Raw genomic sequence first — 26,478 nt, forward strand, 5'->3', positions numbered from 1 at the left:
GCCTCGATCGCTAGCGCATGAGCGCACCATTCAAGCCCAGGCCGTGATGACCACCATTCGCACCTTCATCGTCGAAGACAACCCCACCATCCGGGAGAACCTCGTGGGCACCCTGCGGGAGGTCGCGCGCATCGACCCCATCGGGCAGGCCGAATCGGAAGCCGAAGGAACGCGCTGGCTCACCGGCAACCTGTCGCAATGGGACCTGGCCATCGTCGACCTGTTCCTGAAGGACGGCACCGGTTTTCGCGTGCTGGAGGCCTGCCGCGAGCGCGATCCGGCGCAGAAGGTGGTGGTGCTGAGCAACTACGCCACGCCCGAAATGCGCCGCAAGTGCGCCTTGCTGGGCGCGGACGCGGTGTTCGACAAGGCCACCGAGGTGGAAGACCTGATCGACTACTGCGTGCAACAGCGGCAGTTGCATTTCACGGTTCAGCCTTCGGTGCCGTTGCGCCAGAAAAAGTTGCCGCACTGAGCAAGGCGGTGTCGCGCACGATGCCCCACACATGCTGCGCCAGGGGCGAGAGCGCCCGGTTGCCGCGGCGGATGAGCATCACGGCGCGCTGAACGCGCGGCGTCAGCGGGCGCACGGCCAGCTGTGCCAGCCCTTCCGGCGGCAACGACATGCCCGGCATCACGCTGATGCCGATGCCGGCTTCCACCATCCGGAAAATCGTGGTCGGATGGCCGAGCTGCTGCTTCACGTCGCAATGCGCCCCATGGCGCTCCAGCGCCTGGTCGATCAGGCGGCGGCTGCCCGAGGCGTGGTCGAGCAACACCAGCGCCTCGCCTTCGAGCGCGCTCCAGCGAACGGACGTTTTTTGCGCGAGCCGGTGCGTGGGCGGCAGCACCAGCACGAAGGGGTCGTTCAGGATGGGCTCGCAGTGCAGGTCGCCCGCTTCCGAAGGCTCGATGACCACGCCGAAGTCGACCTCGCCACTGCGCACGCTGTCGAGCACGTCCTGCTGGATGCGGTCGAGCAGCAGAAACTGGATGCCGGGCGCCTGTTCGGCGCAGGTGGCGATGCAGGCCGGCATGAGGTTGGCCGAGAGCGTGGGGCTGCTCGCCACCCGCACCTTGCCGCCGCGCGCGCTGGCAAGGCCTGCCACGTCCTGCAGTGTCTGGTCGAGGTCGTCGAGCACCCGGTCCAGCCGTGCCGCGAGCGCGTGGCCGGCCTCGGTCAGCACCACCTCGCGCGTGGTGCGGTCTAGCAGCTTGAGGCCGAGCTGCCCTTCAAGCTCCAGGATCGAGCGGCTCACCGCCGGCTGGCTCAGGCCCACCTGGTCCCCAGCCCGGCTGAAGTTGCGGCCCTCGGCGACCGAGCGGAACACGCGGAGCTGACGCAGGGTGACGTTCATGCATTGAAATCATATATCCATCCGATAAATCCATTTCTCTTTTGAATGGCGGCGGCGTCCAATCCGGGTCATGGCCCGTTCACGCTTTCTCCCCGACAACTTCACGCTCGCGCTCGTCTCGGTCGTGACCCTTGCAAGCCTGCTGCCCGCCAGCGGGCGCGCTGCGCATTTCTTCGAAGGACTGACGACCGTCGCGATCGGCCTGCTGTTCTTCCTGCACGGCGCCAAGCTCTCGCGCGAAGCGATCATGGCGGGCATCACGCACTGGCGGCTGCACCTGCTGGTGTTCGCGAGCACCTTCGTCCTGTTTCCCGTGCTGGGGCTGGCGCTGAAGCCGGTGCTGTCGCCGCTGGTGACGCCCGACCTGTACACCGGCGTGCTGTTTCTCTGCGTGCTGCCGGCCACCGTGCAGTCGGCCATCGCGTTCACCGCCATGGCGCGCGGGAACATGCCCGCTGCCATCTGTAGTGCCTCGGCTTCCACGCTGCTCGGGGTGTTCATCACGCCGGTGCTGGTGAACCTGGTGGTGTTGCCGCACGGCGGCAATGCGACCTCGTCGTTCGATTCGATCGGGCGCATTCTTCTGCAGCTGATGGTGCCGTTCCTGGCCGGGCACCTGCTGCGGCCGGTGATCGGCAAGTGGGTGCAGAAGCGGGCGGCGGTGCTGAAGTTCGTCGACCAGGGGTCGATCCTGCTGGTGGTCTACACGGCGTTCAGCGCGGCGGTGATCGAAGGGCTCTGGAAGCAGATTCCTGTGAGTGCGCTGCTGGGCTTGCTGCTCGTTTGTGCGGTCTTGCTGGCACTGGCCTTGACCCTCACGACGTTCATGGCGCGCAAGTTCGGCTTCGACGTTGCCGATGAGATCACGATCGTGTTCTGTGGGTCCAAGAAGAGCCTGGCGAGCGGGATTCCGATGGCTAAGGTGCTGTTTGCGTCGCACGCTGTGGGGGCCATTGTTTTGCCGCTGATGTTGTTTCATCAGATGCAGTTGATGGTGTGTGCTGTGTTGGCGCAGCGGTATGCGCGGCGGGCTGTTGTTGTGCCTGCTGTTGCTGCTGCTGAAAAGACTCAGGGGCTTAAGACGGCTGACTGAGGTTTTTTTTCCGGGGCCGGGACTCGCCCCGGCGGGCGACTTACTTTCTTTTGCTTCGCCAAAAGAAAGTAAGCAAAGAAAAGGCGACCCCACTGTCTGCGACCCTTCGCTTCGCTACGGGCAACCTGCGGTGCTCGCGTTTCGCGGGGTCTCGCAGAACTCGCTTCGCTCAAACAGCTGCGAGCCCTGATCCGCGAAACACTCCGCTCCTCGGCGCAGCCAGAGGGGGTGGAGACCACCCGGGCCTTTGCTTCGCTCGGCCACCAACCGCAGCAGGCGCTGCGCGCCTGCTGCGGTTGGTATTGGGTATTTGGGGTTGGCTGTTGGAATTTCGGAAGCCGAGCGCAGCGAAGGCGTGTCGGTATCCCCACCCCTTCTGGATGCGCCGAGGAGCGCAGCGTTTCGCGGATCAGGGCTCGCCCGTGTTCGAGCGAAGCGAGTTTGGGCGAGACCCCGCGAAACGTGAGCACCGCAGGTTGCCCGCAGCGAAGCGAAGGGACGCAGCCAGCAGGGGTCGCCTTTCTTTGCTTACTTTCTTTGGCGAAGCAAAGAAAGTAAGTCGCCCGCCGGGGCGAGTCCCGGCCCCGGAACCAAACCAGACCTATCCCTCAATCTTCCCAAGCCGAGATTCCCGCAGCCGACTAGGCGCCAACGCCCCAGCCGACTCAAGAATCGGATAAGCAATAGAGCAAATATGCGAATTGATCCGCTTCAAATCGCTGATCAAATCGATGTGCAGAGAACTCGTCTCGATGCTGAGCGTCGTCCGATCCGACAACCGATCCAGATGAGTCGTCGCATAGGCTCTTTCCAGATCCCGAAACCGAGCCTTCTCTTCCAGCAGCTTCTGCGCGTCGCGCACGTTGCCGTTCAGGAACACGCTCATGCTCAGCCGCAGGTTGGCCACCAGCCGGCCGTGCAGCTCGACGATCTCGGCCATGCCGGCTTGCGAGAAGTTGCGCTGCGGTTTGATCTTCTTGTCTTCCACGTCGATGATCACGCGCTCGATGATGTCGCCGATCTGCTCCATGTTGATCGTGAAGCTGATGATGTCGGTCCAGCGCCGGCTTTCCTCTTCGCCCAGCGCCTCGCGCGAGATGCGCGTCATGTAGTACTTGATGGCCGAGTACAGCTCGTCCACCGTGTCGTCGAGCTGCCGCAGCTCCTGCGACAGCCGCGTGTCGTTGTTGCGGATCACGTCGAGCACGCCGATGAGCATGGTCTCCACGATGTCGGCCTGGTGCAGCGCTTCGCGCGCGGCGTTCGAAATGGCCAGCGATGGCGTCGACAAGGCGGACGGGTCGAGGTGATGCGGCCGGCTGGTGCCCGCGGGTTGCTGCGGCGTTGGCAGCATCCGCGTGACCAGTTTGGCCACCCATTGCGTGAGGCCGATGAAGCCCACGCTGATCACCACGTTGAACGCCAGGTGGAACAGCACCACGCCATGCGTCTGGTTGGGCAGCTCGGGCTGCACGTAGCGGATCCACAGGCCGATGAAGGGTGCGACCAGTGCCACGCCCAGCGCCTTGAAGAGCAGGTTGCCGATGGTCACCTGCCGCACCGCGACGCTCGCCTTGGCGGTGGTCAGCACCGCCAGCAGGCCGCTGCCGAGGTTGGCGCCGAGCACCAGGCCCAGGGCCACGTCAAGGGGCACCACGTTCGAGGTCGCCATGGCCGCGACCAGCAGCACCACCGCCAGGCTCGAATAGGCCACGATGGCCAGCACCGAGCCGATGGTGATCTCCAGCAGCACGTCGCTGTTGATCGACGAGAGCAGCGCGCGCACGGCCGGAGAGGAGAACAGGGGCTCGGTGGCTTCGACCACCAGTTGGAGGGCCAGCAGCATCAGCCCCAGGCCGATCAGCACCCGGCCCACGCGGCCGGCCACCGTGTCCGCGCGCGTGATGAACAGCACCACGCCCACGAAGATGAACATCGGCGACAGCCACGAGAGGTCTGCCGAGAACAGCACCGATATCAGCGCCGTGCCCACGTCCGCACCCCGCATCACCGCCAGCGCCGCAGGCAGCGTGACCAGGCCCTGCCCGACGAAGGACGAGGTCATGAGGGAGGTGGCGGTGCTGGACTGCACCAGCGCGGTCACGCCGATGCCCGACAGGGCGGCCGTGAACCGGTTGCGCATGCTCTGCACGAGGATCTTGCGCAGGTTGGCGCCGAAGACGCGCAGCACGCCGGTTCGAACGAGTTGCGTACCCCACACCAGCAAGGCAATGGCCGCGAGCAGATTCAGGAGATGCTTCATGGGTGTCGGGTTCTATCCTTTTCGTTTTGGTTCGTTTTGACCCCCATTTTCCACCAGTACGCGTTTCAGTCGATCAGCGCTCCGTTGTCGTGGAAAGGATAAGGGCCTTCGAAGCTTCCAGAGGCCGCCAGATGGGTCACCAGCCGTCGACCGGCAGGGGACCATGCATGCACCCGGAAGGCGGGCGGCTCCAACGTCCAGGCCGAGGGCGCATCGCTCGCCAGGTCGAGGCACACCTGGTGGGCCTGCGCCGGCGACGTCGAGGCGATGGTGCCGCCGAAGCGCACGTCGATGGCGCGGTGCAGGTGGCCGCAGATCACGCGCTCGACGTTCGTGTATCGAGAAAGCAGCGCTTCGAGCGCCTCGGCGCCCTGCAGCAGGCCGATCTCGTCCATGTGCCCGATGAGCGTCTGGAACGGCGGGTGGTGCATGGCGACCACCACGGGCTCGTCGCGGCTGGCGTCGAGCTGGGCTTCGAGCCAGGCCAGTCGCTGGTCGCACAGCGATCCATGGCTCGCACCGGGCACGCAGGTGTCCAGGGTGAGCAGGCGCAGCGGACCGACGCGCACCGAATACTGGATGAAGCCGCCGGTCTCGGCGCCGGTGCCCAGGTACGCATGGCCGGGAAAGCTGCGGCGCAGCTGGTCGCGGTCGTCGTGGTTGCCGGGCAGCAGGTACACCGGCATGGTCAGCGGGGCGAGCAGGCGGGCAAGGTGCTCGTACTCGGCGGCGCGGCCGAAGTCGGTCAGGTCGCCGGTGACAACCACCGCGTCGGGCGGCTGGCGCAGGGCCAGCACCGACTGCACGGCGCGCTCGAGGTACGGTGCCGTGTCGATGCGGCCGTAGGCCAGCCGGCCCGGCTCGCGGATGTGCAGGTCGGTCAGCTGGACCAGGACGGTGAGCTTGTTGTTCGTTGTTGTCGTCATGCGCTGGTTTCCTGCGATGTCATCAGGCGCTCGGGGTGGATGCGCAGACCCACCGCGTCGCCCGGTCCGAAGGGGTTGTCGCGACCGACGTCGGCCACGAGCACGGGCTGGTCCTGCAGGCGCAGGTGCAGCTGCACGCGGTCGCCGAGGAAGGTGCGGCGTTCGACGGTGGCGGCGCCCCAGCCTGGCTGCTGTGCGCCGACCTCGATGTCTTCAGGCCGGACCAGCAGGGTCGCATGGCTTTGCCACGCGCCCGGGCAGGGAAGGTTCGACCCTCCGAGTCGGACAACGCCCTGCGTGACGGCGTCGGCCGCGCGCTCCAGCCGGTTGACCCGGCCCAGGAACTCGGCAACGAAGGGGTGCGCCGGTGCGCGGTAAAGGTCTTCGCCGCGCCCCACCTGCACGATGCGCCCGGCGCGCATCACCGCGAGGCGGTCGGCAATGGCCAGTGCTTCCTGCTGGTCGTGCGTGACGTGAATGGCCGTGATGTGCAGGCGGCGCAGCAGCTCGGCCAGTTCGTCGCGCAGCGACTCCTTGAGCTTGGCGTCCAGCGCGGCCAGCGGCTCGTCGAGCAGCAGCACGCGCGGGCGCACGGCCACGGCACGCGCCAGCGCCACGCGCTGCCGTTGGCCGCCCGAGAGTTCGGCGGGGCGCTTGTTCTCCAGCCCGCCCAGGCGCACCAGGTCGACCAGCTCGCCCACGCTGCGCTTTTCTTCGGCGGGCGACACGCCGCGAATGCGCAGCCCGTAGCCGATGTTGGCCGCCACCGTCATCTGCGGAAAGAGCGCGTAGCTCTGGAACACCATGCCCACGCCGCGGTGCTCGACCGGGCGCTGCGTGACGTCCTGGTCGCCGAACACGATGCGGGAGCCCGCGTCGGGCGCCTCCAGCCCGGCGATCAGCCGCAGCAGCGTGGTCTTGCCGCAGCCCGAGGGGCCGAGCAGGGCCAGCACCTCGCCGGCCTCCACCCGCAGGTCGGTGGGTTGCAGGCCGCGCGTGCCGTCGGCATAGGTCTTCGCGCAGTTTGAAATGTCGATAGGGATGCGTTCAAGTTCCATGGCGTTTCTGCATCAGGTTGGCAAGGTACTGCAGGCCCCACAGCACCGGAAGAATGACGGCGAAGAAGACCAGCGTGTAGGCCGATCCGATCTCGATGCGCATCGAGGCGTAGCTGTCGGCCAGGCCCACGGGCAGGGTGCGCGTGAGCGGCGTGTGCAGCATCCAGGTGAGGTTGAACTCGCCCACCGACAGCGTGAACACCATCAGGCTGCCGGCCACGATGGCAGGGAACACGGCCGGCACCAGGATGCCCATGAAGCGCTGGCGAAAGTTGGCGCCCAGCGAGCGCGCGGCCTCTTCCAGCGCGAGCAGGTCGTCGCGCTGGAAGGCCGAGCTCACGGTGCGCACCATGAAGGGCAGCGTGAAGATCATGTGGCCCACGAGGATGAACGCGAAGCTCTGGCGAAAGGCGGTGAGTTGGCCGTAGGCGAGGATCAGGGCGAGTGCCGTGGCCAGGCCCGGCACCGCGACCGGCAGCGTCAGCAGTTCTTCGAAGATGCGCGCCGCGCGCGAGCGGCTGCGCGCCAGCGCATAGGCGCAGGGCACGCCCAGCAGCACGGTGCCAATGACGCAGGCCACGGCCAGCGCGATCGACCAGCCGACGGTGCCGCCGTAGTTCTCCCACACCTCGGCGAGCCAGCGCAGGGTGAGGCCGCTTTTCAGGCCGACGCTGTAGTTGTTGACGAGGCCCGCCATGACCGACAGCAGCATCGGCGAGATCATGAACAGGCTCACGATGACCGTGACGGCCAGCAGGAAGGGCGCCTTGGCGTGTGTGTTGTTTCGCATGGTGCGTGGGCTTCGGCGTTCAGCGTGCGACGGGGTTCGCGCCGAAGCGGCGCGCCACGAACAGCACCAGCCAGGTCACGATGCCCAGCGAGATCGACAGCGACGCGGCGAGCGCGAAGTTGGCGTAGTTGGTGAACTCGTTGTAGATGGTGATCGGGATCACCTCGAACTTGCTGGCCAGCGTGAAGGCCGTGCCGAAGGCGCCCATGGAAGTGGCGAACAGGATGGCGCCGCAGGCCAGGGTGGTGGGCGCGAGTTCGGGCATCCACACGTCGCGTGCCACGCGCAGGCGCGATGCACCGAGCGAACGCGCGGCCTCCTCAAGCTGCGTGTTCATCGACTCGGCCGCGGCGGCGTAGGTGGCGATGGCGCGCGGCAAAGAGAAATACAGGTAGGCCAGGAACAGCCCGAGCAGGCCGTAGGCGAAGGTGATGCGCTCGCCGAACAGGCTGTCGCTCAGGTCGGCCACCACGCCCTGCCGCCCGCCCAGCAGGATCACGAAGAAGCCGATGATCACGCCCGGGAACGACAGCGGCAGCGTGAGCAGCGACAGCAGCATGCGCTTGCCGGCGAAAGTGTGGCGCGCGAGGTAGATGCCTACCGCCGCGCCCAGCACCAGCGTGGTCAAGGTCACTGCCACCGAGAGCGCGACGGTGTTGGCCATGCTCGTGAGGTAGCGCGAATCGGTCAGCACGGCGAAGTAGGTGGCCCAGCCCTTGTCGGCCGGCAGCGTCAGCAGGCGCACCACCGGCAGCAGCCAGAAGGCCGCGAAGAAAGCGGCCGCGGGAGCGACGCAGGCCAGCAGCCGCCAGCGCGGGTTCCAGGCGTTGGAGGCGTTGGACGCGTTGGAGGTGGCGGCTTGCGTCATCTCATGCGGCGCGACTCAGCGCACTTCCTTCAGGTACTGGTCGGAGAAGGCGCGCTGCGCAGCCGCCATGCGGCCGTAGTCCACGCTCTTGGCGCGGGCGTATTCGCTGGCGGGCAGGAACTGCGCCTCGATGTCCTTGGGCATGGCGCTGGCGCGCACCGGCCGCAGGTAGGCCTTGGCCCAGATGGCCTGGCCTTCGTCGGACAGCGTGAAGTCGAGCACCTTCTTCGCATCGGCCGCGTGCGGGGCCTTGGCGACCAGGCTCATCACGTAGGGCACGGCCAGCGTGCCTTCGCTCGGAATGACGAAGGCGACGTTGGCCTTGTCCTTGTACTTGGCGCGGTAGGCGTTGAAGTCGTAGTCGAGCAGGATCGCGATTTCACCCGACAGCACGCGTGCGTACGAGGTCTGCTTGGGCACGATGGGCTCGTTCTTCTGCAGTGCCTTGAAGTAGTCGATGGCCGGCTTGAAGTTGTCCAGCGTGCCGCCGCGCGCTTCGTTCACGGCGACCGCGCCGACATAGCCCACGAAGGCCGATGCCGGGTCGAGGTAGCCGATCAGGCCCTTGTATTCGGGCTTGAGCAGGTCGGCCCACGACTTGGGAACCGGCTTGCCCTTGAGCGCGTCGACGTTGACCATGAAGCCGAGCGTGCCCGAGTGAATGGTGAACCAGTTGCCGGCCGGGTCCTTCAGGCCGTCGGGAATGTCTTTCCAGGCGGCGGGCTTGTAGGGCTCGACCAGGCCGTCCTTTGCGGCCTGCACCGCAAAGGTCACGCCCAGGTAGGTCACGTCGGCGATCGGGCTGGCCTTTTCGGCCGTCAGCTGCGCGAGCGACTGGCCCGAGTTCTTGTTGTCGGCCGGCACGGTGACGCCGGTCTTGGCCTTGATGGCCTTGAGCTGCGTGCCCCAGTCGGCCCACTCGGTCGGGCAGTTGTAGCAAATGGCGGTCTGGGCCATGGCGCCGCCGGCGGCGAATACCGCGGCCAGCACGCCAAGGCGGGCGAATCGTTGGAGGCGAAGAGACATGTGGGAGCTCCTTGGAGGGGTGTGGTCGGAGGACGAGGGACAGAGGTGGGTCAGGTCAGGACACTGCGGCGTTGTTGTCTTCGCGCGCGCAAGCGCACGACTCGCCGTCTCGGAAGGCATGGGGCAGCAGCAGGCTGGCATCTGCCCGCAGCGCGGTGCCGCCGGCCATGGCCTGCATCAGCAACTCGACGCTGTGGCGGCCGATGTCGCTGTTGGGTTGCGCGATGGTGGTGAGCGCGGGCGTGAGGTCTTCGCCCAGCGCAATGCCGTCGAAGCCGACCACGCTCAGGTCGTCGGGCACCGACAGGCCGCTGAGGTGCGCGGCGCGGATGCTGCGAATGGCCAGCAGGTCGTTCGAGCAGACGAGGGCGGTGGGGCGGTTGCGCATCTGCAGCTGGCGGGAAAGGGCATCGACGGCGGTTTCGACGAAGGGCACCTCGACGAGCGCCGGCGCCTCCAGGCCGGCTTCCGCCATGCCCCGCTGGTAGCCGCGGTAGCGCTGCTGCGCACGGTCCGACGCGGCCAGCGTGCCGCTGACCATCGCGATGCGCCGGTGGCCCAGCAGCACGAGCCGCGTCACCGCATCGGCCACGGCGCCTTCGCTGTCGACCGACACGCACGGGTGGTCGGGATGGCGGTTGTAGGCCAGCACATAGGGCACGCCGGCGGCCTGCAGACGGGGCAGGGTGGCCGATGTGGAGGGGTTCGACACCACGAGGATCAGCCCGTCGACATTGCCGGCCAGCAGCAGGTGCACGGCGCGCTCTTCCTCGTCGAGCCGGTAGCCGGTGGTGACGGGAATGATCGCGTAGCCGCCCGCGACGGCGGCGCGCGCAATGCCTTGCAGGCACTCGGCGAAGGTCGGGTTCAGCAGCGTGGGCAGCACCACGCCGAGCACGCGGCTGCGCTGGGTGCGCAAGGTGCGTGCGCTGGCATTGGGCAGGTAGTTGAGCTCGCGCGCCACGCGCTCCACCAGCTCGCGCGTGGCGGGCGTCACCTTGTCGGGGAAATTGAAGGCCCGCGACACGGTGGCCACGGAGACCCCGGCTTTGGCTGCTACGGCTTGGATGCTCATCGTGCGGAAGTCAGTGATCGGTGTTCATGTAATCGATTACATTGGACCGCGGCAGTATGACTTTGTGATGACAGCTCTGAAGCGGGGACAAACCCTCGGCACCTGGCGAAGGTGGCGCTGCCCCCAAAGAAGAAGGGGCCCGTGGGCCCCTTGAGAAACTTGCTTACTTGCCCCGGCGCACCCGCCGGATCTCGTCGACGATCAGGCAGATCGCCCCCAGCGTGATGGCGCTGTCCGCCGCATTGAACGCCGGGAAATACCAATTGCCCAGGTGAAAGCTCAGAAAGTCCACGACGTAGCCGTGCATCATCCGGTCGACCACGTTGCCGATGGCGCCGCCCAGGATGCAGGCCATCGAAAACGAGAACAGCTTCTGCCCTGCGTGCGAGCGAAGCATCCACACGATGAAGATCGCCGCGGCCACGCCGATGGCCGTGAAGAACCAGCGCTGCCACCCCGAGTGATCGGCGAGGAACGAAAAGGCCGCCCCCGTGTTGTGCGCGCGCACGACATTGAAGAAGCCCGTCACGTAGGTCGCGTCACCGAGCTTGTAGTAGCCCAGGATCAGCGTCTTGGTGAACTGGTCGATGATCACGATGATCAGCGCCAGCCCCAGCCAGGGCCAGATGCTGCCGGCGCGCGAGCGCGATGCCGACATGGAGCGTGCGGCGGCCATCAGGCAAAGCTCCGCGATTCGCCGGCGCCGAACAGGTTGCTGGTGCAACGCCCGCAGATCGTCGGATGGGCCGCGTCCTGGCCCACGTCGTCGCGGTAGTGCCAGCAACGCTCGCACTTCTGCGCGGTGCTCGGCGTGACCACCGTCGCCAGCGTTTCACCCGCGGCCAACGCGATGGCCGAGGTGATGAAGACGAACTTCAGGTCCTCGCCCAGCGAGCCCAGCAGCGCGAAGTCGTCGGCCGATGCCGTCACCTGCAGGTCGGCCTGCAGCGACGAACCCACCTTGCCTTCGGCGCGCACCGCCTCGATGTCCTTGTTCACCGCGTCGCGGATCTCGCGGATGCGGCCCCATTTGGCGAGCAGCGCTTCGTCAGGGGCGTCGAACTGGCTGTAGGTCTGCGTGAAGATCGACTCGCCCGGCTTGCCCGTGCCCACGAACTTCCAGGCCTCTTCGGCCGTGAAGCTCAGGAACGGCGCCATCCAGCGCAGCATGGCTTGCGAGATGTGCCACAGCGCCGTCTGCGCGCTGCGGCGCGCCAGCGAGCCCGGCGCCGAGGTGTAGAGCCGGTCCTTCAGGATGTCGAGGTAGAAGCCGCCCAGGTCTTCCGAGCAGTAGATCTGCAGCTTGGCCACCACCGGATGGAACTCGTACACCTTGTAATGCGCGAGGATCTCGGCCTGGAACTTCGCCGCGCGCGCCATGGCGTAGCGGTCGATCTCGAACAGCTGGTCGAGCGGCACCGCGTCCTTCGCGATGTCGAAGTCGCTGGTGTTGGCCAGCAGGAAGCGCAGCGTGTTGCGGATGCGGCGGTACGCATCGACCACGCGCGCCAGGATCTTGTCGTCGCCCGCGATGTCGCCCGAGTAGTCGCTCGCGGCCACCCACAGGCGGATGATTTCCGAGCCCAGCTTGTTGCTGATTTCCTGCGGGTCGATGCCGTTCTTGAGCGACTTGCTCATCTTGATTCCCTTGGAATCCACCGTGAAGCCGTGCGTGAGCAGGCCGCGGTACGGCGCGCGGTCTTCCAGGGCGCAGGCGATCAGCAGCGACGAATGGAACCAGCCGCGGTGCTGGTCGTGGCCCTCGAGGTACAGGTCGGCTTCGGGGCCGGTCTCGTGGTGCACCGTGGGGTGCGTGCCGCGCAGCACGTGATAGAAGGTCGAGCCCGAGTCGAACCACACCTCGAGGATGTCGGTGCTCTTGGTGTAGCTCGGCGCATCTTCGGCGCCCAGGATCTCTTCGACCGTCACGCGGCTCCAGGCCTCGATGCCGCCCTTCTCGACGATGTCGGCGGCCTGGTCGAGGATTTCCATGGTGCGCGGATGCAGCTCGCCCGAATCCTTGTGCAGGAAGAAGGGGATCGGCACGCCCCAGCTGCGCTGGCGGCTGATGCACCAGTCGGGCCGCCCGGCGATCATGTCGTGCAGTCGCGCCTTGCCGTTCTCCGGATAGAAGCTGGTCTGCTCGATGGCGTCGAGCGCGGTCTGGCGCAGCGTCTTGGGGGCCTTGTCCTTGGTGAACACGCCTTCGCCTTCGTCCATGCGGATGAACCACTGCGCCGCGGCGCGGTAGATCACCGGCGTCTTGTGGCGCCAGCAGTGCGGGTAGCTGTGCGTGATGGTCTCGGTGGTCAGCAGGCGGTTGGCGTCGCGCAGCGCGGCGATGATCACCGGCACGGCCTTCCAGATGTTCTGGCCGCCGAACAGCGGGAAGTCGGGCGCGTAGCTGCCGTTGCCCTGCACCGGGTTCCGGATGTCGTCGTACGCCACGCCGTGCGCCACGCAGGAGTTGAAGTCGTCCACGCCGTAGGCGGGCGAGGAGTGCACGAGGCCGGTGCCGTCGGTGGCGGTGGCGTAGTCGGCCAGGTACACCGGCGACAGGCGCTTGTAGCCGGCATCCACGTCGTACAGCGGGTGCTCGAATTCGAGGCCGCCGAGCTGCTCACCCTTGACGGTGGCCAGCACCTTGCCGTCCAGCGCATAGCGCGTCATGCACATCTCGACCAGCGAGTTGGCCAGGATCAGCAGGCCACGCTCGGTGTCGACCAGCGAGTACTCGATCTCGGGGTTGAGGTTGATCGCCTGGTTGGCCGGGATGGTCCACGCGGTGGTGGTCCAGATCACCGCGAAGATGTCGCCGAGGATGGTGTGGTCGGTGCCGAAGGCCTTGAGCACCTTCTCGCGCTCGTGCGCCTTGAAGGCCACGTCGATGGTCTGGCTCTTCTTGTCGGCGTATTCGATTTCGAACTCTGCCAGCGAGGAGCCGCAGTCGAAGCACCAGTACACGGGCTTCAGGCCGCGGTACACGAAGCCGCGTTCGATCACGCGCTTGAACGCGCGCAGCTCGCCGGCTTCATTGGCGAAGTCCATGGTCTTGTACGGATGGTCCCATTCGCCCAGCACGCCCAGGCGCTGGAAGTCGACCATCTGCTGGGCGATCTGCTCCGTGGCGAAGGCGCGGCTCTTGGCCTGCATCTCGTCGCGGCTCAGGTTGCGGCCGAACTGCTTTTCGATGGCGTTCTCGATCGGCAGGCCGTGGCAGTCCCAGCCGGGCACGTAGAGCGCGTCGAAGCCTTCGAGCTGGCGCGCCTTGGTGATCATGTCCTTCAGGATCTTGTTCACGGCGTGACCCATGTGGATCTGGCCGTTGGCGTACGGCGGGCCGTCGTGCAGGATGAACTTGGGCGCGCCGTGGCGGGCGTCGCGCAGGCGGTGGTAACGGCCTTCGTCGTTCCACTCCTTCACCCAGCCCGGCTCGCGCTTGGGCAGGTCGCCGCGCATCGGGAAGGGGGTGTCGGGCAGGTTCAGCGTGGAACGGTAATCTTTGGGGGAAGCAGCGTCAGACATGGTGGGGTACGGCGAAACAGGGGGCTCCGACAGGCTCGGCCCGAACTGCCCGGGAAAAAAAGGAGCGTGTCGGTGCGGAAGATAAAGCCGTTCGCCCTGAGCTTGTCGAAGGGCGGCAGCACGGTGCGTGCAGGGCTAAATTCGATCGCGCGTGGTCTGGCGGTGGGTTTCTGCGTGGGTCGATGCAAAGAACGCACGTGCGTCGCGCCCATCCTTCGCGATGCCCGCAGTGAGGGCCTCGAGGCTGGTGTAGCGCAATTCGTCGTGCAGTTTGTGCAGCAGTTCCACGCGGACGATTTTACCGTAGGCCCCTTCGCTCCCGAGATGGGAGGGCCACTCCAGGCAATGGGTTTCGAGCAGCACCCGCCCGCCGTTGACGTCATTCGCGTCCAGCGAAGGGCGCACGCCCAGGTTGGCCACGCCCGGCAGGGGCTGCTCGGCCAGGCCGTGCACCAGCACCGCGAAGATGCCGTTGGCTGCCGGTTTCCAGTGCTTGAAGCGCAGGTTGAGGGTGCGAAATCCGTCGTCCTGGCCAGGCGACGAGGCGCCCAGCGCACGGCCGAGCTTGCGGCCGTGGACCACGTGGCCCGAGATGGTGTACGGCCGCCCGAGCAGGGTGTGGGCGTCGGCCATGCGGCCTTCGGCCAGCGCCTCGCGCACCGCCGAACTGGACACGCGCAGGCCATGGACCTCGTAGCTGTTCATGCGCGCGACGTCGAAGCCTTGCGCGCCGCCGGCCGCATCGAGCATGGCGTAGTCGCCTGCGCGCCTGGCGCCGAAGCGGAAGTCGTCACCCACCAGCACGTAGCGCGCGCCCAGGCCGTCGAGCAGCACGTTCTGGATGAATTCCTCCGGCGACTGGGTGGCCAGCCGGCCGTCGAACGGCAGCACGATGGTCTGCGCCACCCCGCAGGCCGCCAGTTCGCTGAGCTTGTCGCGCAGCGTGCCGATGCGCGCCGGCGCCAGGTCGGGTTTCTTGGTGATGGCCGCGAAATAGTCGCGCGGATGCGGCTCGAACGTGAGCACGCAGCTCGGCAGCCCGCGCTGGCGGGCCTCGGTCTGCAGCAGCGCGAGCATGGCCTGGTGGCCACGGTGCACGCCGTCGAAATTGCCAATGGTGAGAGCGCAGGCAGGGGCCACGCCCGGGTGCCGGAAGCCGCGAAAAACCTGCATCGGTGAGTATCTTTTTGATAGCGCCTTTCGCCCGCCAATTGGGCGAATCAGGCCGATTTGTCACAAAGCCGGTATATTGTGACGCAGTGCGTTGTCCGGCGTGGGTCTGCAATGCGCTCCGTGTCCCTGGTCTTTCCGTGGTTCTTCCCTTTTTTGAGGAGACGTTGGTGAAGGTCTTGAAGCTGTCGGCCCAAGGGCTGCCCCAGTCATGGATATCGCTTGAACAGGCGGTGATTCACTACGCGGCGGACGAAGTTCGCTGGGAAGTGGGCGCGCAGGTGGCGGTGTTTCGTGGCGGCCACAACGCGGTCACGGGCGAGCAGTCGCAGATCGCGATCAACAGCATCATCGGCACCAAGGGCGTGCCGCGCATCAATCCCTTCACCCAGCGGCCCGGGCTGACCAACAGCAAGCTCTTCTCGCGCGACCGCAACGTCTGCGCCTACTGCGGCGGCCACTTCCACGAAGACGAGCTCACCCGCGAGCACATCATTCCCTTTGCCCAGAAGGGCATCGACACCTGGATGAACGTGGTCACGGCCTGCAAGCCCTGCAACCACCGCAAGAGCAGCCGCACGCCCGAGCAGGCGAACATGCCGCTGCTGTACGCGCCCTACGTGCCCAGCCTCTGGGAAGACTTCATCCTGCGCAACCGCCGCATCCTGGCGGACCAGATGGAGTTCCTGATGGCGCACCTGCCGCAAAGCTCGCGGCTGCACGACAGCTAGCTGGCTTCAGCGCTTCCAGGCCGGTGGGCGCTTCTCGATGAAGGCCTGCACGCCTTCGAGCGCGCTCTCGTCCATCATGTTGCAGGCCATGGTCTGGCTGGCGTCGGCCAGCGCGGCCTCGATGCCGGTTTCGAGCTGGCGGTAGAACAGGGCCTTGCCCAGAGCCAGCGCCCGGCGTGGCTTGGCGACGATGCTGGCCACCAGCGATTCGACGGCCGCATCGAGTTCCGCAGGCGGCGCCACCCGGTTGACCAGCCCCTTGTCGCGGGCTTCCTGCGCACCGATGAACTCGCCCGTCACCAGCATCTCGAAGGCCTCCTTGCGCCCCAGGTTGCGCGACAGCGTGACGCTGGGCGTGGCGCAGAACAGGCCCACGTTCACGCCGCTGACCGCGAACCGCGCGTCGCTCGATGCCACGGCCAGGTCGCACACCGCCACCAGCTGGCAGCCCGCCGCCGTCGCAATGCCGTGCACGCGGGCGATCACCGGCACCGGAAGCTTCTGGATCGACAGCATCATCGCGCCGCACCGCTCGAACAGCCGCTGGTAGTAGCCGAGCGACGGTTCGGCGCGCATCTCCTTCAGGTCGTGGCCCGCGCAGAAGGCCTTGCCCGCCGCTGCAATGACGACGGCGCGCACGCTCTCGTCGGCCGCCACCTCGCCGAGCGCCTGTTCCAGCGCGCCGAGCATGCCTTCCGACAGGGCATTGAAAGACGATGGCCGATTCAGCGTGAGCGTGACCACGCCGCGTTCGTCGCGTGACTGCAGCACGAAGGGAGCGCCGGTGTCGTTCATGGCGATGCCTCAGTAGGTGAGTTCGAGCACGGTCGTGTGTTCGTTCGCGGCCGGCCATGTGAGGCCCGTGATGCGCTCGCCGTTGAACTCGCCGGTCACCGCGCGCGGCGCACCGCCGCCTTCCAGGCGCAGCCGGGAGGTCGACACGCCAGCCCCCTTGGGCGGCACGCCGGCCGGCGGGCTCTTGCCGTCGAAGCGCAGGGTGTCGCGCTGGGCGTCGAAGTAGCCGCGCGGACGGGTGAACACCACGACCGAGCTCGCGCCGTTGTCTGCCGGCGTGACGCGTTCGGGCCGCAGGTGCACGAAACTGCCGCTGCGCGGAAACGGGCTGCGGTAGATGTGCGTGGTGCCGTAGCCGGGCGCTGCCAGGACGAATTCGTAGCTAGTGTCGCTGTGCGCCTTGAAAGGCCCCCAGCGGCCGTCGGCGCCCACGGACTGGGTGTGGACGGCTTCGCCGCGCCGCACGCCGGTGGCCGGGTCGACCGCATGGACGGTCACTTGCGCGCCGTTCAGCGCCAGGTTCTCGGCGCCGATCGCGCGGCCGTCGAGCACCACGTTCGGCTGCAAGGCGATGTCGGTGCTGCGCGGTGCCTGGCCCGTCAGGAACTGCCACGTCGCGGCGAACGCGGCGGGCGAGAACGAGGTCTCGCGGTGGTCCACGCGCGGCAGCACGACGTTGGTCGCACCCTTGAGCGCCGGCCCGTCGAAGCCGATGTTCGTCGGCTTGCCCGGCGCGCCGATCCACACGCCGTCGGGCTGGGCGTACTTGTCGTTGTTGTCGGAGCGCAGGGTCATCCATTTCACGCCCGGCGTGACCTCTTCGCCGTTCGGCCCCTTCGGCGCATTGAGCTGCTGCATGAAGCCCGACAGCCCGGAGAACTCGTTGTTCTCGCGGAAACCCTTCACGGCCCAGATGCCGTGCGCCGGGTTGCCGCCCAGCACCACGTGGCTCACCACGGCCGCGCCGCCGCCGTTCTGCACGTAGTTGCGAATGGTGTTGCCGCCGCGCGAATTGCCTACCAGCACGACCTTGCCGGCACCCGTGGCCTTGAGCACCTGGTCGATCCGGGCCTTGAGGAACACGGCCGAATCGGCCGTCGAACTGCGCCCGGCCTGGGCCACGGCATCGTCGTCGCGCGCCAGCGGGTTGGGCTGGTCGAACGCGAAGAGCCGGTCGGCCGGCCAGCCGTTCGACTCGAAGCGCCAGATCGTCGTTTGCCAGAGCGCGGCCGAATCGCCGTTGCCGTGCACGAACACGACGGGCGGGCGTTCGGTGTACGACGGCGACGGGGAGGTGGCGCAGGCGGTGAGCATGGTGGCGGCGGCGATTGCGGAGGTCGTGACGACGGCCATGGCAAGGAGGGTGCGACGGGATTGCATGTTTCGTTCCTGGGGCAGGTTTCCAAGTGAAAACGCCCGCCGGCGCAAGGCGGGCGGGCGTTGGATGCTATGAGAAAAAGACCGTCAGGCGAAGACGCCGGCCGTGTCCTGCATGCGTGCCGACACTTCGCCCAGGTGGTGCAGGGTGTCGCCGAAGGTCATTTCCATCTGCGTGAGCTTGCGGAAGTAGTGGCTGCCGATGTATTCGTCGGTCACCCCGATGCCGCCGTGCAGCTGCACCGAGTTCGCGGCGACGTAGCGCATCGACGTGCCCAGCTGGTACTTGGCGCGCGCGAGCGCCTGGCGGCGTTCGTCGGCCGGGGCGTTGAGCTTGAGCGTCGCGTAGTAGCTCATGGAGCGCGCGAGCTCCAGCTGCATCTTCATGTCGGCCACGCGATGGCGTAGCGCCTGGAAGCTGGAGATGACCACGCCGAACTGCTTGCGCTGGTTCATGTAGTCGATGGTCAGCGCAACGGTCTTGTCCATCACGCCGACCGCTTCGGCGCAGAGGGCGGCAATGCCCACGTCGACCGCGTGTTCGAGCGCGGCCAGGCCGTCGGCCGTGACCAGGGTGGCGTCGGCCTTGTCGAACACCACCTCGGCCGCACGGCTGCCGTCCTGCGTGCCGTAGCCGCGGGCCTCGACGCCGCTGGCGCTGCGCTCGACCAGGAAGAGGGCGATCTTGCCGTCGACCTTGGCCGGCACGATGAAGGCGTCGGCCTCGTCGCCCACCGGCACCACGCTCTTGGCGCCGGTCAGCGAATAACCGCTGCCCGACTTCACGGCCGTGGCGTCGCACAGGTCGAGGCGGTAGCGCGCCTTGCGTTCCTGGTACGCCAGCACCACGATGGCCTGGCCGCCGGCGATGCGCGGCAGCCGGCTTTCCTTGGTGCTGCCGTCGGCATATCCGCTGAGCACCGCGCCGGCGATCAGCGTCTGCGCGAAGGGCTCCAGCACGATGCCGCGGCCCAGTTCTTCCATCACGACCATGCCGGCCACCGGGCCCATGCCCAGGCCGCCGTCGTCCTCGCTGATGTACAGGCCGCCCAGGCCCAGCTCGGCCAGTTCGTCCCAGGCCTCGCGCGAGAAGCCGCCCTTGGCCTCGATGCCGCGGCGGCGCTCGAAGTCATAGCCCTTGTCGACCCACTTGCGAACGGCGTCGCGCAGCTGTTCCTGGTCGTCGGTGAAATTGAAATCCATGTTCGTGTCTCCTCAGCCCAGGACCGTCTGCGCGACGATGTTGCGTTGCACTTCGTTCGAACCGCCGTAGATGGTGGTCTTGCGCATGTTGAAGAAGGTCGATGCCAACGGTGCGAGCGCCGGGTTACCGCCGGGGAAGTTGCCCTGCCAGCCGGCTTCCATCGCTTCGCGGATCAGCGGCAGCGAATAGGCGCCGCCGGCCAGCATCATCAGTTCGCTGTAGCGCTGCTGGATCTCGCTGCCGCGGATCTTGAGCAGGCCGGCCACGTCGAGCGAGTTCTTGCCCGAGGTGGCGGCCGACAGCACGCGCAGCACCATCATCTCGAGCGCGACGATGTCGACCTCGAGCTTGGCGATCTCGTCGCGGAAGCGCACGTCTTCGTACACGCCCTCGCTTTTGGCGATGCGCTTGAGGCGTTCGAGCTCGCGCTTGGCGCGGTTCACGTCGGCGATGTTGGTGCGCTCGTGCGAGAGCAGGTGCTTGGCGTAGGTCCAGCCCTTGTTCTCTTCGCCGATCAGGTTTTCGGCCGGCACTTCGACGTTGTCGAAGAACACCTCGTTCACTTCATGGCCGCCGTCGAGCAGCTTGATGGGGCGAACGGTGACGCCGGGCGACTTCATGTCGAGCAGCAGGAAGCTGATGCCGGTCTGCGGCTTGCCTTCGTTGCTGGTGCGCACGAGGTTGAACATCCAGTCGCCGTACTGGCCCAGGGTGGTCCAGGTCTTCTGGCCGTTGACGATGTATTTGTCGCCCTTGCGCTCGGCCTTGGTCTTGACCGAGGCCAGGTCGGAGCCCGAGCCCGGTTCGCTGTAGCCCTGGCTCCACCACACTTCGCCGCTGGCGATGCCGGGAAGGAAGCGCTTTTGCTGCTCGGCGTTGCCGAAGGCCATGATCACCGGTGCGACCATCACGGGGCCGAAGGGGATGATGCGCGGCGCGCCGGCCAGTGCGGTTTCTTCCTCGAACAGGTGGCGCTGGATGGCGGTCCATCCCGGGCCGCCGAATTCGGTGGGCCAGCCGTAGCCCAGCCAACCCTTCTTGCCGAGGATCCTGGCCCAGCCTTGCAGATCGTCGCGCGTCAGTTCGAGCGCGTTGTGCACCTTGTGCGAAATCTCCTTGGGGAGGTTGTCCTTGACCCAGGCGCGAACTTCTTCGCGGAACTTCTGTTCTTCGGGTGTGAAGCTCAAATCCATGCGTGCCTCGCTGTGTTGATCGTTTCGCCGCAGACGCGGTGTGTCTCCGGAGCCCGGAGTTTTAGCACGGTCGTGCTGCTATGCGGTGTCCGCGCCGCGACAAGGGAGACAGGCACGGATAATCCCGCCTCCCATGAAGAACATCGTGATCCTGATCTCCGGCGGCGGCTCCAACATGGCGGCCATCGTGCGCGCCGCCGAGCGCGAGCGCTGGGCCGAGCGCTTCGGCGCACGCATTGCCGCGGTGGTGAGCAACAAGGCCGAGGCCGGCGGGCTGGCGATTGCCGCCTCGCACGGCATCGCCGCGGCCGTGGTGCCGCACCAGGCGTTCGCCACCCGCGAGGCCTTCGACGAAGCATTGGCGCAGGCGGTCGACGCCCACGCGCCCGCGCTGGTGGTCCTGGCCGGGTTCATGCGCATCCTGACGCCGGGCTTCGTCGGGCGCTATGCGGGGCGGCTGGTGAACATCCACCCCTCGCTGCTGCCGGCTTTCCCGGGGCTGCACACGCACCAGCGCGCCATCGAGGCGGGCTGCAAGGTGGCCGGGGTCACGGTGCACCAGGTGACCACGGAGCTCGACCACGGACCGATCCTGGCGCAGGCCGTGGTGCCCGTGCTGCCCGAAGACACTGCCGCCACATTGGCCGGCCGGGTGCTCGCGCAGGAGCATCTGTTGTATCCGCGTGCCATCGCGGGATGGCTTGCAGATACATTGAGTCACAAACCTTAAAGTTGTTTATATTCGCGGGTTTTCGGGAGTGTTGACGTGAAAACCCAATCGTTGCTGTTGGCCGCCTTCGGCGCCGCCCTGCTGGCCGGCTGTGCAGCGCCTGCGCCCGCGCCCGCAGCGGCTGCACCCGTACCGCCGCCGGAGCCGGTCTTCCAATGCAGCGCCGACGGTGCACGTTTTGCCGTGGGCCAGCCCCTGACGCCCCAGCTCGAAGCCGCCGCCCGCGTTCGCGCAGCAGCCGGCACGGTGCGCGTGCTGAAGCCAGGTGACGCAGCCACGACCGAACTGAATGGCGGACGGCTCAATCTCGATGTGGACGCGCGCAACCGCGTGACCGACGTCCGCTGCGGTTGAAGTGAATAGTTTGCTATTTAAAAAATAGCAAACTATTCAGGCTGGGCAAGCGTTTCCCGGCTTGAATGACTAGATTTTGGTGAATCTTTGCCGCGGTGTGCCGTCGATGTCGACGGTCTCGCCGAACATGGCGGCCGGCCGGACCCAGAGTCCGTGGGCGCCATACAAGGCACGGTACAGCGTCATCGGCTCCAGCGTTTCGCTGTGGCGCACGGTGCCGATCACCTCGTATTCGCCGCCCTTGTAGTGACGGTAGCGGCCGGGCGGTGTTTCGATCAGGGGCGGGAGGTCTTCGTCGTTCAACGGGGGCTTCTTTCAGGAACTGTCTGGGATTGATGTGACGGGAGTCGGATGGATCGCGCGGATTTTGTTCACCTGGTTCGACTGAGCGAGCATGCCAGTGCGGACGACAGTGCGCGCTATCGACGCAGCGTGGCGGCCTTTGCCGCGCTCGGCTATGTCTGGGTGCTGGGCTGCCTCGGACTTGCGGTGGGGCTCATTGTCTGGGTGCTTGTGTCGATTCGCGACGAGCGCTTCAGCTTCACGCGCGGCTGGGTGCTGCTGTTTGCGGGCGGACTGCTCTGGGCCACGCTGCGCGCGCTCTGGGTGCGCTTCGACGAGCCGGAGGGCGTGGAGCTCCAGCGCGACGACGCGCCCGCGCTCTTCGAGGCGCTGGACCGCATCCGCAGCAAGATCAAGGGCCCGCTGGTCCACCACGTCTACCTGGACGACGAATTCAACGCCAGCATCCGCCAGGTGCCGCGCTTCGGCCTCTTCGGCGGCGCCATCAATTCTTTGAGCATCGGCCTGCCGCTCTTGATGATGCTCGACCGGCGGCGCCTGCTGTCGGTGCTGGCGCACGAGTACGGCCACCTGCGCGGCAACCATGGCAAGCTGAGCGCGTGGATCTACCGCACACGGCTGTCCTGGATCAAGCTCGACGCCAACCTGCAGCGCAACGAAGGCGTGATGGCGCTGTTCTCGCAGGCTTTCTTTCGCTGGTATTTCCCGCGCTTCGCGGCCAAGACCTTCGCACTGGCCCGGCAGGACGAGTACGAGGCCGACCGCATCTCGGGCCGTTTGCTGGGCACCTCGGTGGCGGCCGCCGCGCTGACCGAAATCGCGATCAAGGGCAGCTGGTACGCCAACGAGTTCTGGCCCTGGCACTGGTCGCGCGCCGAGCATGACCCGCAGCCGCCGGGTCCGTTCGCGGCGCTGCGCAAGCGCGTGCGCACGCCGCCCGACGAGGACTTTGCGCGCCAGGCGCTGCGCGAGGCGATGCGCCGCGTCAGCGACCTGGACGACACCCACCCGGTGCTGCGCGACCGGCTGGAGGCACTCCACCAGAAAGCAGTCCTGCCCGAATGGTCCCAGCGCTCGGCGCTCGAACTGCTCGCAGACCGCAAGAAGTGGATCGAATACTTCGACAACCAGTGGCGCCGCGCGCATGCGGCCGACTGGAAGCAGCACCATGCGCACCGCTTGCGCATTCGTGAACGCATCTTGGTGCTGGCTGCGCGCGGCGAGCACAACACGCCCGACGAGATGGTCGAGTGGGCCGATTCGGAGCGGCGGCTCGATCCGGCGGCGCCCGTTCGTGTGCGCTACGAAAGCGCCCTGCGCATCGCTCCGGAGCATCCGGGCGCGCTGCGCGGCCTGGCCCAGATGCTGCCCGCGAGCGACCGTGCGTCGCGGCTCGCCGTGCTCGAGCGGCTGCACGGCTCCGGCGCGGCCAGCCGCTGGTGGGCCGCCAGGAGCGCGGTGGGCACGTTGGAAGACCCCGATGCGGGACCGCACGAGGAAGAGGCGCTCAAGCTGTGGCGCGGCCGTCTCAAGGAGGCGGAGGAGGCCGAGGCGCGCGCCTGGGAGGAAATCACGGGCACGCCGTTCTTCAGCCAGATCTCGCGGCACGACCTGAGCGGCTACGAGTTGGGAGAGCTTCGCGCCGACCTCGTGCGCTGCCTGCCCGCCTCGCGGGCTTGGCTGGTGCGCAAGAATCTGCGCGAGTTTCCCTGGCGCCGTGCCTACATCGTGTTCGTCGACCTGCCGGGGCTCGACGACGAGGACCGTTGGCAGATGTGCCGCCAGCTGGAGCAGACGCTGACCCTGCCGGGCGCCACGCTGGTGCTGTGGGCGGGCCATTCGCCCTCGGTGGAAGACATCGAACAGCAGGCTTTCGGCGAGGTCTGGGCGCGCACTGCATAACCCTTCAATGCGGCGCCGGACCGAAGGGGTCGGCTGGCTGAGACAATGGGGGGATGCACCCCAAAGCCCTGTTGGAGGCCACCGCCGATCTGGTCGGCCTTGTCCTGAAATTCGATCACCCGGCCGACCAGGTCGTTTCGCGCTTTTTCCGCGACCACCGCGAGTTCGGCCCGCGCGAGCGCGCGACGCTCGCCGAAACCGTCTACACCGTGCTTCGCAAGAAGCTGTTGTTCGACCACCTCTCGCCCTCGGGCAGCGGCTCGAAGGAGCGCCGCATGGCGATCCTCGGCTTCTATGGCCCGCGCGACTTCCTGAAGAGCGCGCTCAACGACACCGAGAAGCGCTGGCTCGACAACTGCGACGCCGTCAAGCCCGACGACCTGCTCGAACGCCATCGCCACAACCTGCCCGAGTGGCTGGTCGCGCCGTTGAAGGCGCAACTGGGCGACGGCTTCTGGCCGCTGGTCGAGAGCCTGCAGCAACCCGCCCCGCTCGACCTGCGCGTCAATGCGCTGACCGACAAACGAGCGGAAGTGAAGGCGGAGCTTGCAAAGGCTGCTATCAAATCTGAAGTAACGCCGTTCTCGCCCTGGGGCTTGCGCATCGAAGGCAAGCCGGCGCTGACCAAGCTGGACGCATTTGCCCGCGGCGCGGTCGAGGTGCAGGACGAGGGCTCGCAACTGCTCGCGCTGCTGCTGGACGCCAAGCGCGGTGAAATGGTGGTCGACTTCTGCGCCGGCGCGGGCGGCAAGACGCTGGCCATCGGCGCGACGATGCGTAATACCGGCCGCCTGTACGCGTTCGACACGTCGGCGCACCGGCTGGACGCGCTCAAGCCGCGGCTGGCGCGCAGCAAGCTGTCGAATGTGCATCCGGCCGCCATCGCCCATGAACGCGACGACCGCGTCAAGCGCCTGGCGGGCAAGATCGACCGCGTGCTGGTCGATGCGCCGTGCTCCGGGCTGGGCACGTTGCGGCGCAACCCGGACCTGAAATGGCGCCAGTCGGTCAAATCGGTCGAGGAACTGACGGTCAAGCAGACCGCCATCCTGCAAAGCGCGGCGCGGCTCGTGAAATCGGGTGGCCGTCTGGTTTACGCCACGTGCAGCGTGCTGCCGGAGGAAAACGAGGCCATTGCCGAGGCTTTCGGTGCTGCCAACCCCGATTTCGTGCCGGTGGACGCGGCAGAACTGCTGCAAGGCCTGAAAGTCGAGGGTTTTGAAGCACTGTGCGCCGGCGGGGAGGGGGGGCTGCGCTACCTGCGCCTGTGGCCCCACCGTCATTCCACCGACGGTTTCTTTGCCGCCGTGTGGAACCGCAAATAGGGACAGCACTCCAAACGAGGGTAAATCTGCGGTTTTCTTGAAGGTTTAAAGGGTCCGTTTCCGGTCCACCCCTTTAAAATCGCAGGTTACCTTAAGGCTGCACCTTCGTGTGGCCATGGAGTACCTGACTCAATGTTGCTTCCTGACTCCGCCGTTCTCGACGCGGCCATTCAATGGCTCGGACACGGCCTGTGGGACCTCGCATGGTGGCAAGTCGTGCTGTACACGCTCGTCACCACGCACATCACGATTGCCGCGGTCACGATCTTCCTTCACCGGACGCAAACGCACCGGGCGATGGATCTCGGCCCGATTCCGTCGCATTTCTTCCGCTTCTGGTTGTGGCTCGGCACCGGCATGGTGACCAAGGAGTGGGTTGCCATTCACCGCAAGCACCACGCCAAGTGCGAAACCGTCGACGACCCGCACAGCCCGCAGGTCAAGGGCATTGACGAAGTGCTCTGGCGCGGCGCAGAACTCTATCGCGCCGAATCGAAGAACAAGGAAACGATGGAGCGCTATGGTCACGGCACGCCGGATGACTGGATCGAGCGCAACCTGTACACGCGCTACAGCTGGCAAGGCGTCGGCCTGATGCTGGTCATCAACCTGGCACTGTTCGGCACGCTCGGCATGGCCGTGTGGGCGGTGCAGATGCTATGGATCCCCATCACCGCCGCCGGCATCATCAACGGCATCGGCCACTATTGGGGCTACCGCAACTTCGAGGCGCAGGACGCCAGCCGCAACATCATGCCCTGGGGCCTGATCATCGGTGGCGAAGAGTTGCACAACAACCATCACACCTACCCGACCTCGGCCAAGTTCTCGGTCAAGAAGTACGAGTTCGACATCGGCTGGGTCTACATCCAGGTGTTCCAGAAACTCGGCTGGGCCAAGGTCAAGAAGGTGCCGCCGAAGATGCAGATGGGCGACATCCAGCCCGTGGCCAACGAGAAGACCCTCGAAGCCGTCATTGCCAACCGCTACGAAGTCATGGCCGGCTATGCGCGTGAAATGCGCCGCGCCACCAGCCTGGAGCTGGATGCGCTGAAGACCAAGGGTGCCGACCTGTCGGTGCTCAAGGCCGCCAAGCGCTGGCTGCACCGTGACGACGACAAGGTGCCGGCGTCGGCCCGCACGCACGTTGTGCAGGCCCGCGCTGCTCATCCGGTGCTCGACAAGATGGTCACGATGCGCGAAGAGTTGCGCCAGCTCTGGCTGAACACCTCGCAGTCTCGTGAGCAACTTGCGGCCGATCTGGCGGCATGGTGCCATCGTGCGGAAGCCAGCGGCATTGCCGGTCTGCGCGACTTCTCGACCCGCCTGCGTGCCGCACGCGCCTGACGCGAGCCAACCCAATCAAGAAGCCGGCCTGAGGGCCGGCTTTTTTACGTCTGTCAGTTTCGAGC

The 26,478-nt window shown here is 66.7% G+C and carries 24 protein-coding genes; 8 read left to right on the forward strand and 16 right to left on the reverse strand.

Going from position 1 to position 26,478, the window contains the following annotated elements:
• The first annotated feature begins 46 nt into the window (after positions 1-46).
• On the forward strand, positions 47-475 hold the full coding sequence (locus tag ACSFBM_RS02055) for a response regulator (RefSeq protein WP_435482912.1): 429 nt from the start codon (positions 47-49) through the stop codon (positions 473-475).
• Here ACSFBM_RS02055 and ACSFBM_RS02060 read toward each other — a convergent pair.
• Positions 426-1,358: a LysR family transcriptional regulator gene (locus tag ACSFBM_RS02060; RefSeq protein ID WP_435482913.1), complete on the reverse strand. Its 933-nt coding sequence runs from the start codon at positions 1,356-1,358 to the stop codon at positions 426-428. The genes ACSFBM_RS02055 and ACSFBM_RS02060 overlap by 50 nt on opposite strands.
• Positions 1,359-1,428: 70 nt before the next feature.
• Here ACSFBM_RS02060 and ACSFBM_RS02065 point away from each other — a divergent pair, with 70 nt between their 5' ends.
• The gene (locus tag ACSFBM_RS02065; protein WP_435482914.1) at positions 1,429-2,451 is read left to right on the forward strand and encodes a bile acid:sodium symporter family protein; all 1,023 of its coding nucleotides are present in this window, start codon (positions 1,429-1,431) and stop codon (positions 2,449-2,451) included.
• Between the two features lie 601 nt (positions 2,452-3,052).
• On the opposite strand, the gene ACSFBM_RS02070 is transcribed toward ACSFBM_RS02065, so the two are convergent.
• The 10 genes from ACSFBM_RS02070 to ACSFBM_RS02115 all read right to left on the reverse strand — a co-directional run bounded on the left by ACSFBM_RS02070 (position 3,053) and on the right by ACSFBM_RS02115 (position 15,155).
• Positions 3,053-4,714 (reverse strand): Na/Pi cotransporter family protein, encoded by a 1,662-nt coding sequence (locus ACSFBM_RS02070; protein WP_435440625.1) that lies wholly within the window; start codon positions 4,712-4,714, stop codon positions 3,053-3,055.
• Between the two features lie 65 nt (positions 4,715-4,779).
• Positions 4,780-5,640 (reverse strand): phosphodiesterase, encoded by an 861-nt coding sequence (locus ACSFBM_RS02075; RefSeq protein WP_435482915.1) that lies wholly within the window; start codon positions 5,638-5,640, stop codon positions 4,780-4,782.
• A complete protein-coding gene (locus ACSFBM_RS02080) occupies positions 5,637-6,698 on the reverse strand; it encodes an ABC transporter ATP-binding protein (protein ID WP_435482916.1) in 1,062 nt (353 codons plus the stop codon). Before ACSFBM_RS02080 ends, ACSFBM_RS02075 begins: the two co-directional genes overlap by 4 nt.
• Positions 6,688-7,488, reverse strand: coding sequence for an ABC transporter permease (locus ACSFBM_RS02085; protein ID WP_435440628.1), 801 nt, complete (start codon positions 7,486-7,488; stop codon positions 6,688-6,690). Before ACSFBM_RS02085 ends, ACSFBM_RS02080 begins: the two co-directional genes overlap by 11 nt.
• 19 nt (positions 7,489-7,507) lie before the next feature.
• Positions 7,508-8,356 (reverse strand): ABC transporter permease, encoded by an 849-nt coding sequence (locus tag ACSFBM_RS02090; RefSeq protein WP_435482917.1) that lies wholly within the window; start codon positions 8,354-8,356, stop codon positions 7,508-7,510.
• Positions 8,357-8,371: 15 nt separating this feature from the next.
• A complete protein-coding gene (locus ACSFBM_RS02095) occupies positions 8,372-9,382 on the reverse strand; it encodes an ABC transporter substrate-binding protein (RefSeq protein ID WP_435482918.1) in 1,011 nt (336 codons plus the stop codon).
• 55 nt (positions 9,383-9,437) lie between these two features.
• Complete coding sequence (locus tag ACSFBM_RS02100; protein ID WP_435482919.1) at positions 9,438-10,457, reverse strand: LacI family DNA-binding transcriptional regulator; 1,020 nt, start codon at positions 10,455-10,457, stop codon at positions 9,438-9,440.
• Positions 10,458-10,620: 163 nt separating this feature from the next.
• Positions 10,621-11,133 (reverse strand): signal peptidase II, encoded by a 513-nt coding sequence (lspA, locus tag ACSFBM_RS02105; RefSeq protein WP_435440632.1) that lies wholly within the window; start codon positions 11,131-11,133, stop codon positions 10,621-10,623.
• Positions 11,133-13,982, reverse strand: coding sequence for an isoleucine--tRNA ligase (gene ileS, locus ACSFBM_RS02110; RefSeq protein ID WP_435482920.1), 2,850 nt, complete (start codon positions 13,980-13,982; stop codon positions 11,133-11,135). The genes lspA and ileS overlap by 1 nt, the downstream gene beginning before the upstream one ends.
• A 135-nt stretch (positions 13,983-14,117) precedes the next feature.
• Positions 14,118-15,155 carry a bifunctional riboflavin kinase/FAD synthetase gene (locus tag ACSFBM_RS02115; RefSeq protein WP_435482921.1) on the reverse strand — a complete coding sequence of 346 codons (1,038 nt, stop codon included), beginning with the start codon at positions 15,153-15,155 and terminating at the stop codon, positions 14,118-14,120.
• Between the two features lie 167 nt (positions 15,156-15,322).
• Between ACSFBM_RS02115 and ACSFBM_RS02120 the strand changes: the two genes are divergently transcribed.
• The gene (locus ACSFBM_RS02120) at positions 15,323-15,883 is read left to right on the forward strand and encodes an HNH endonuclease (RefSeq protein ID WP_093440106.1); all 561 of its coding nucleotides are present in this window, start codon (positions 15,323-15,325) and stop codon (positions 15,881-15,883) included.
• A gap of 6 nt (positions 15,884-15,889) precedes the next feature.
• On the opposite strand, the gene ACSFBM_RS02125 is transcribed toward ACSFBM_RS02120, so the two are convergent.
• From ACSFBM_RS02125 to ACSFBM_RS02140, 4 genes are all read right to left on the reverse strand, one after another.
• Positions 15,890-16,678, reverse strand: coding sequence for an enoyl-CoA hydratase (locus ACSFBM_RS02125; RefSeq protein WP_435482922.1), 789 nt, complete (start codon positions 16,676-16,678; stop codon positions 15,890-15,892).
• 9 nt (positions 16,679-16,687) lie between these two features.
• On the reverse strand, positions 16,688-18,058 hold the full coding sequence (locus tag ACSFBM_RS02130; RefSeq protein WP_435482923.1) for an alpha/beta fold hydrolase: 1,371 nt from the start codon (positions 18,056-18,058) through the stop codon (positions 16,688-16,690).
• 84 nt (positions 18,059-18,142) lie between these two features.
• Positions 18,143-19,258, reverse strand: coding sequence for an acyl-CoA dehydrogenase family protein (locus tag ACSFBM_RS02135; RefSeq protein ID WP_435482924.1), 1,116 nt, complete (start codon positions 19,256-19,258; stop codon positions 18,143-18,145).
• Between the two features lie 12 nt (positions 19,259-19,270).
• Entirely contained in the window at positions 19,271-20,452 is a 1,182-nt protein-coding gene (locus ACSFBM_RS02140; RefSeq protein WP_435482925.1) for an acyl-CoA dehydrogenase family protein, read from the reverse strand.
• A gap of 133 nt (positions 20,453-20,585) precedes the next feature.
• Between ACSFBM_RS02140 and purN the strand changes: the two genes are divergently transcribed.
• Both purN and ACSFBM_RS02150 read left to right on the forward strand, forming a co-directional pair.
• Complete coding sequence (gene purN, locus ACSFBM_RS02145; RefSeq protein WP_435482926.1) at positions 20,586-21,182, forward strand: phosphoribosylglycinamide formyltransferase; 597 nt, start codon at positions 20,586-20,588, stop codon at positions 21,180-21,182.
• A gap of 36 nt (positions 21,183-21,218) precedes the next feature.
• Positions 21,219-21,536, forward strand: a complete 318-nt coding sequence (locus ACSFBM_RS02150) for an I78 family peptidase inhibitor (RefSeq protein ID WP_435482927.1) — start codon at positions 21,219-21,221, stop codon at positions 21,534-21,536.
• A gap of 69 nt (positions 21,537-21,605) precedes the next feature.
• On the opposite strand, the gene ACSFBM_RS02155 is transcribed toward ACSFBM_RS02150, so the two are convergent.
• Entirely contained in the window at positions 21,606-21,839 is a 234-nt protein-coding gene (locus ACSFBM_RS02155) for a DUF1653 domain-containing protein (RefSeq protein ID WP_435440641.1), read from the reverse strand.
• A gap of 48 nt (positions 21,840-21,887) precedes the next feature.
• On the opposite strand from ACSFBM_RS02155, the gene ACSFBM_RS02160 reads away from it, so the two are divergent.
• From ACSFBM_RS02160 to ACSFBM_RS02170, 3 genes are all read left to right on the forward strand, one after another.
• A complete protein-coding gene (locus ACSFBM_RS02160) occupies positions 21,888-23,741 on the forward strand; it encodes a M48 family metallopeptidase (RefSeq protein WP_435482928.1) in 1,854 nt (617 codons plus the stop codon).
• A 53-nt stretch (positions 23,742-23,794) separates the two neighbouring features.
• On the forward strand, positions 23,795-25,066 hold the full coding sequence (locus tag ACSFBM_RS02165) for an RsmB/NOP family class I SAM-dependent RNA methyltransferase (RefSeq protein ID WP_435482929.1): 1,272 nt from the start codon (positions 23,795-23,797) through the stop codon (positions 25,064-25,066).
• Between the two features lie 132 nt (positions 25,067-25,198).
• Positions 25,199-26,413 carry a DesA family fatty acid desaturase gene (locus ACSFBM_RS02170; RefSeq protein ID WP_435482930.1) on the forward strand — a complete coding sequence of 405 codons (1,215 nt, stop codon included), beginning with the start codon at positions 25,199-25,201 and terminating at the stop codon, positions 26,411-26,413.
• Positions 26,414-26,478: the final 65 nt, after the last annotated feature.

Source organism: Variovorax pasteuri (assembly GCF_051216435.1).
Lineage (GTDB): Bacteria > Pseudomonadota > Gammaproteobacteria > Burkholderiales > Burkholderiaceae_C > Variovorax.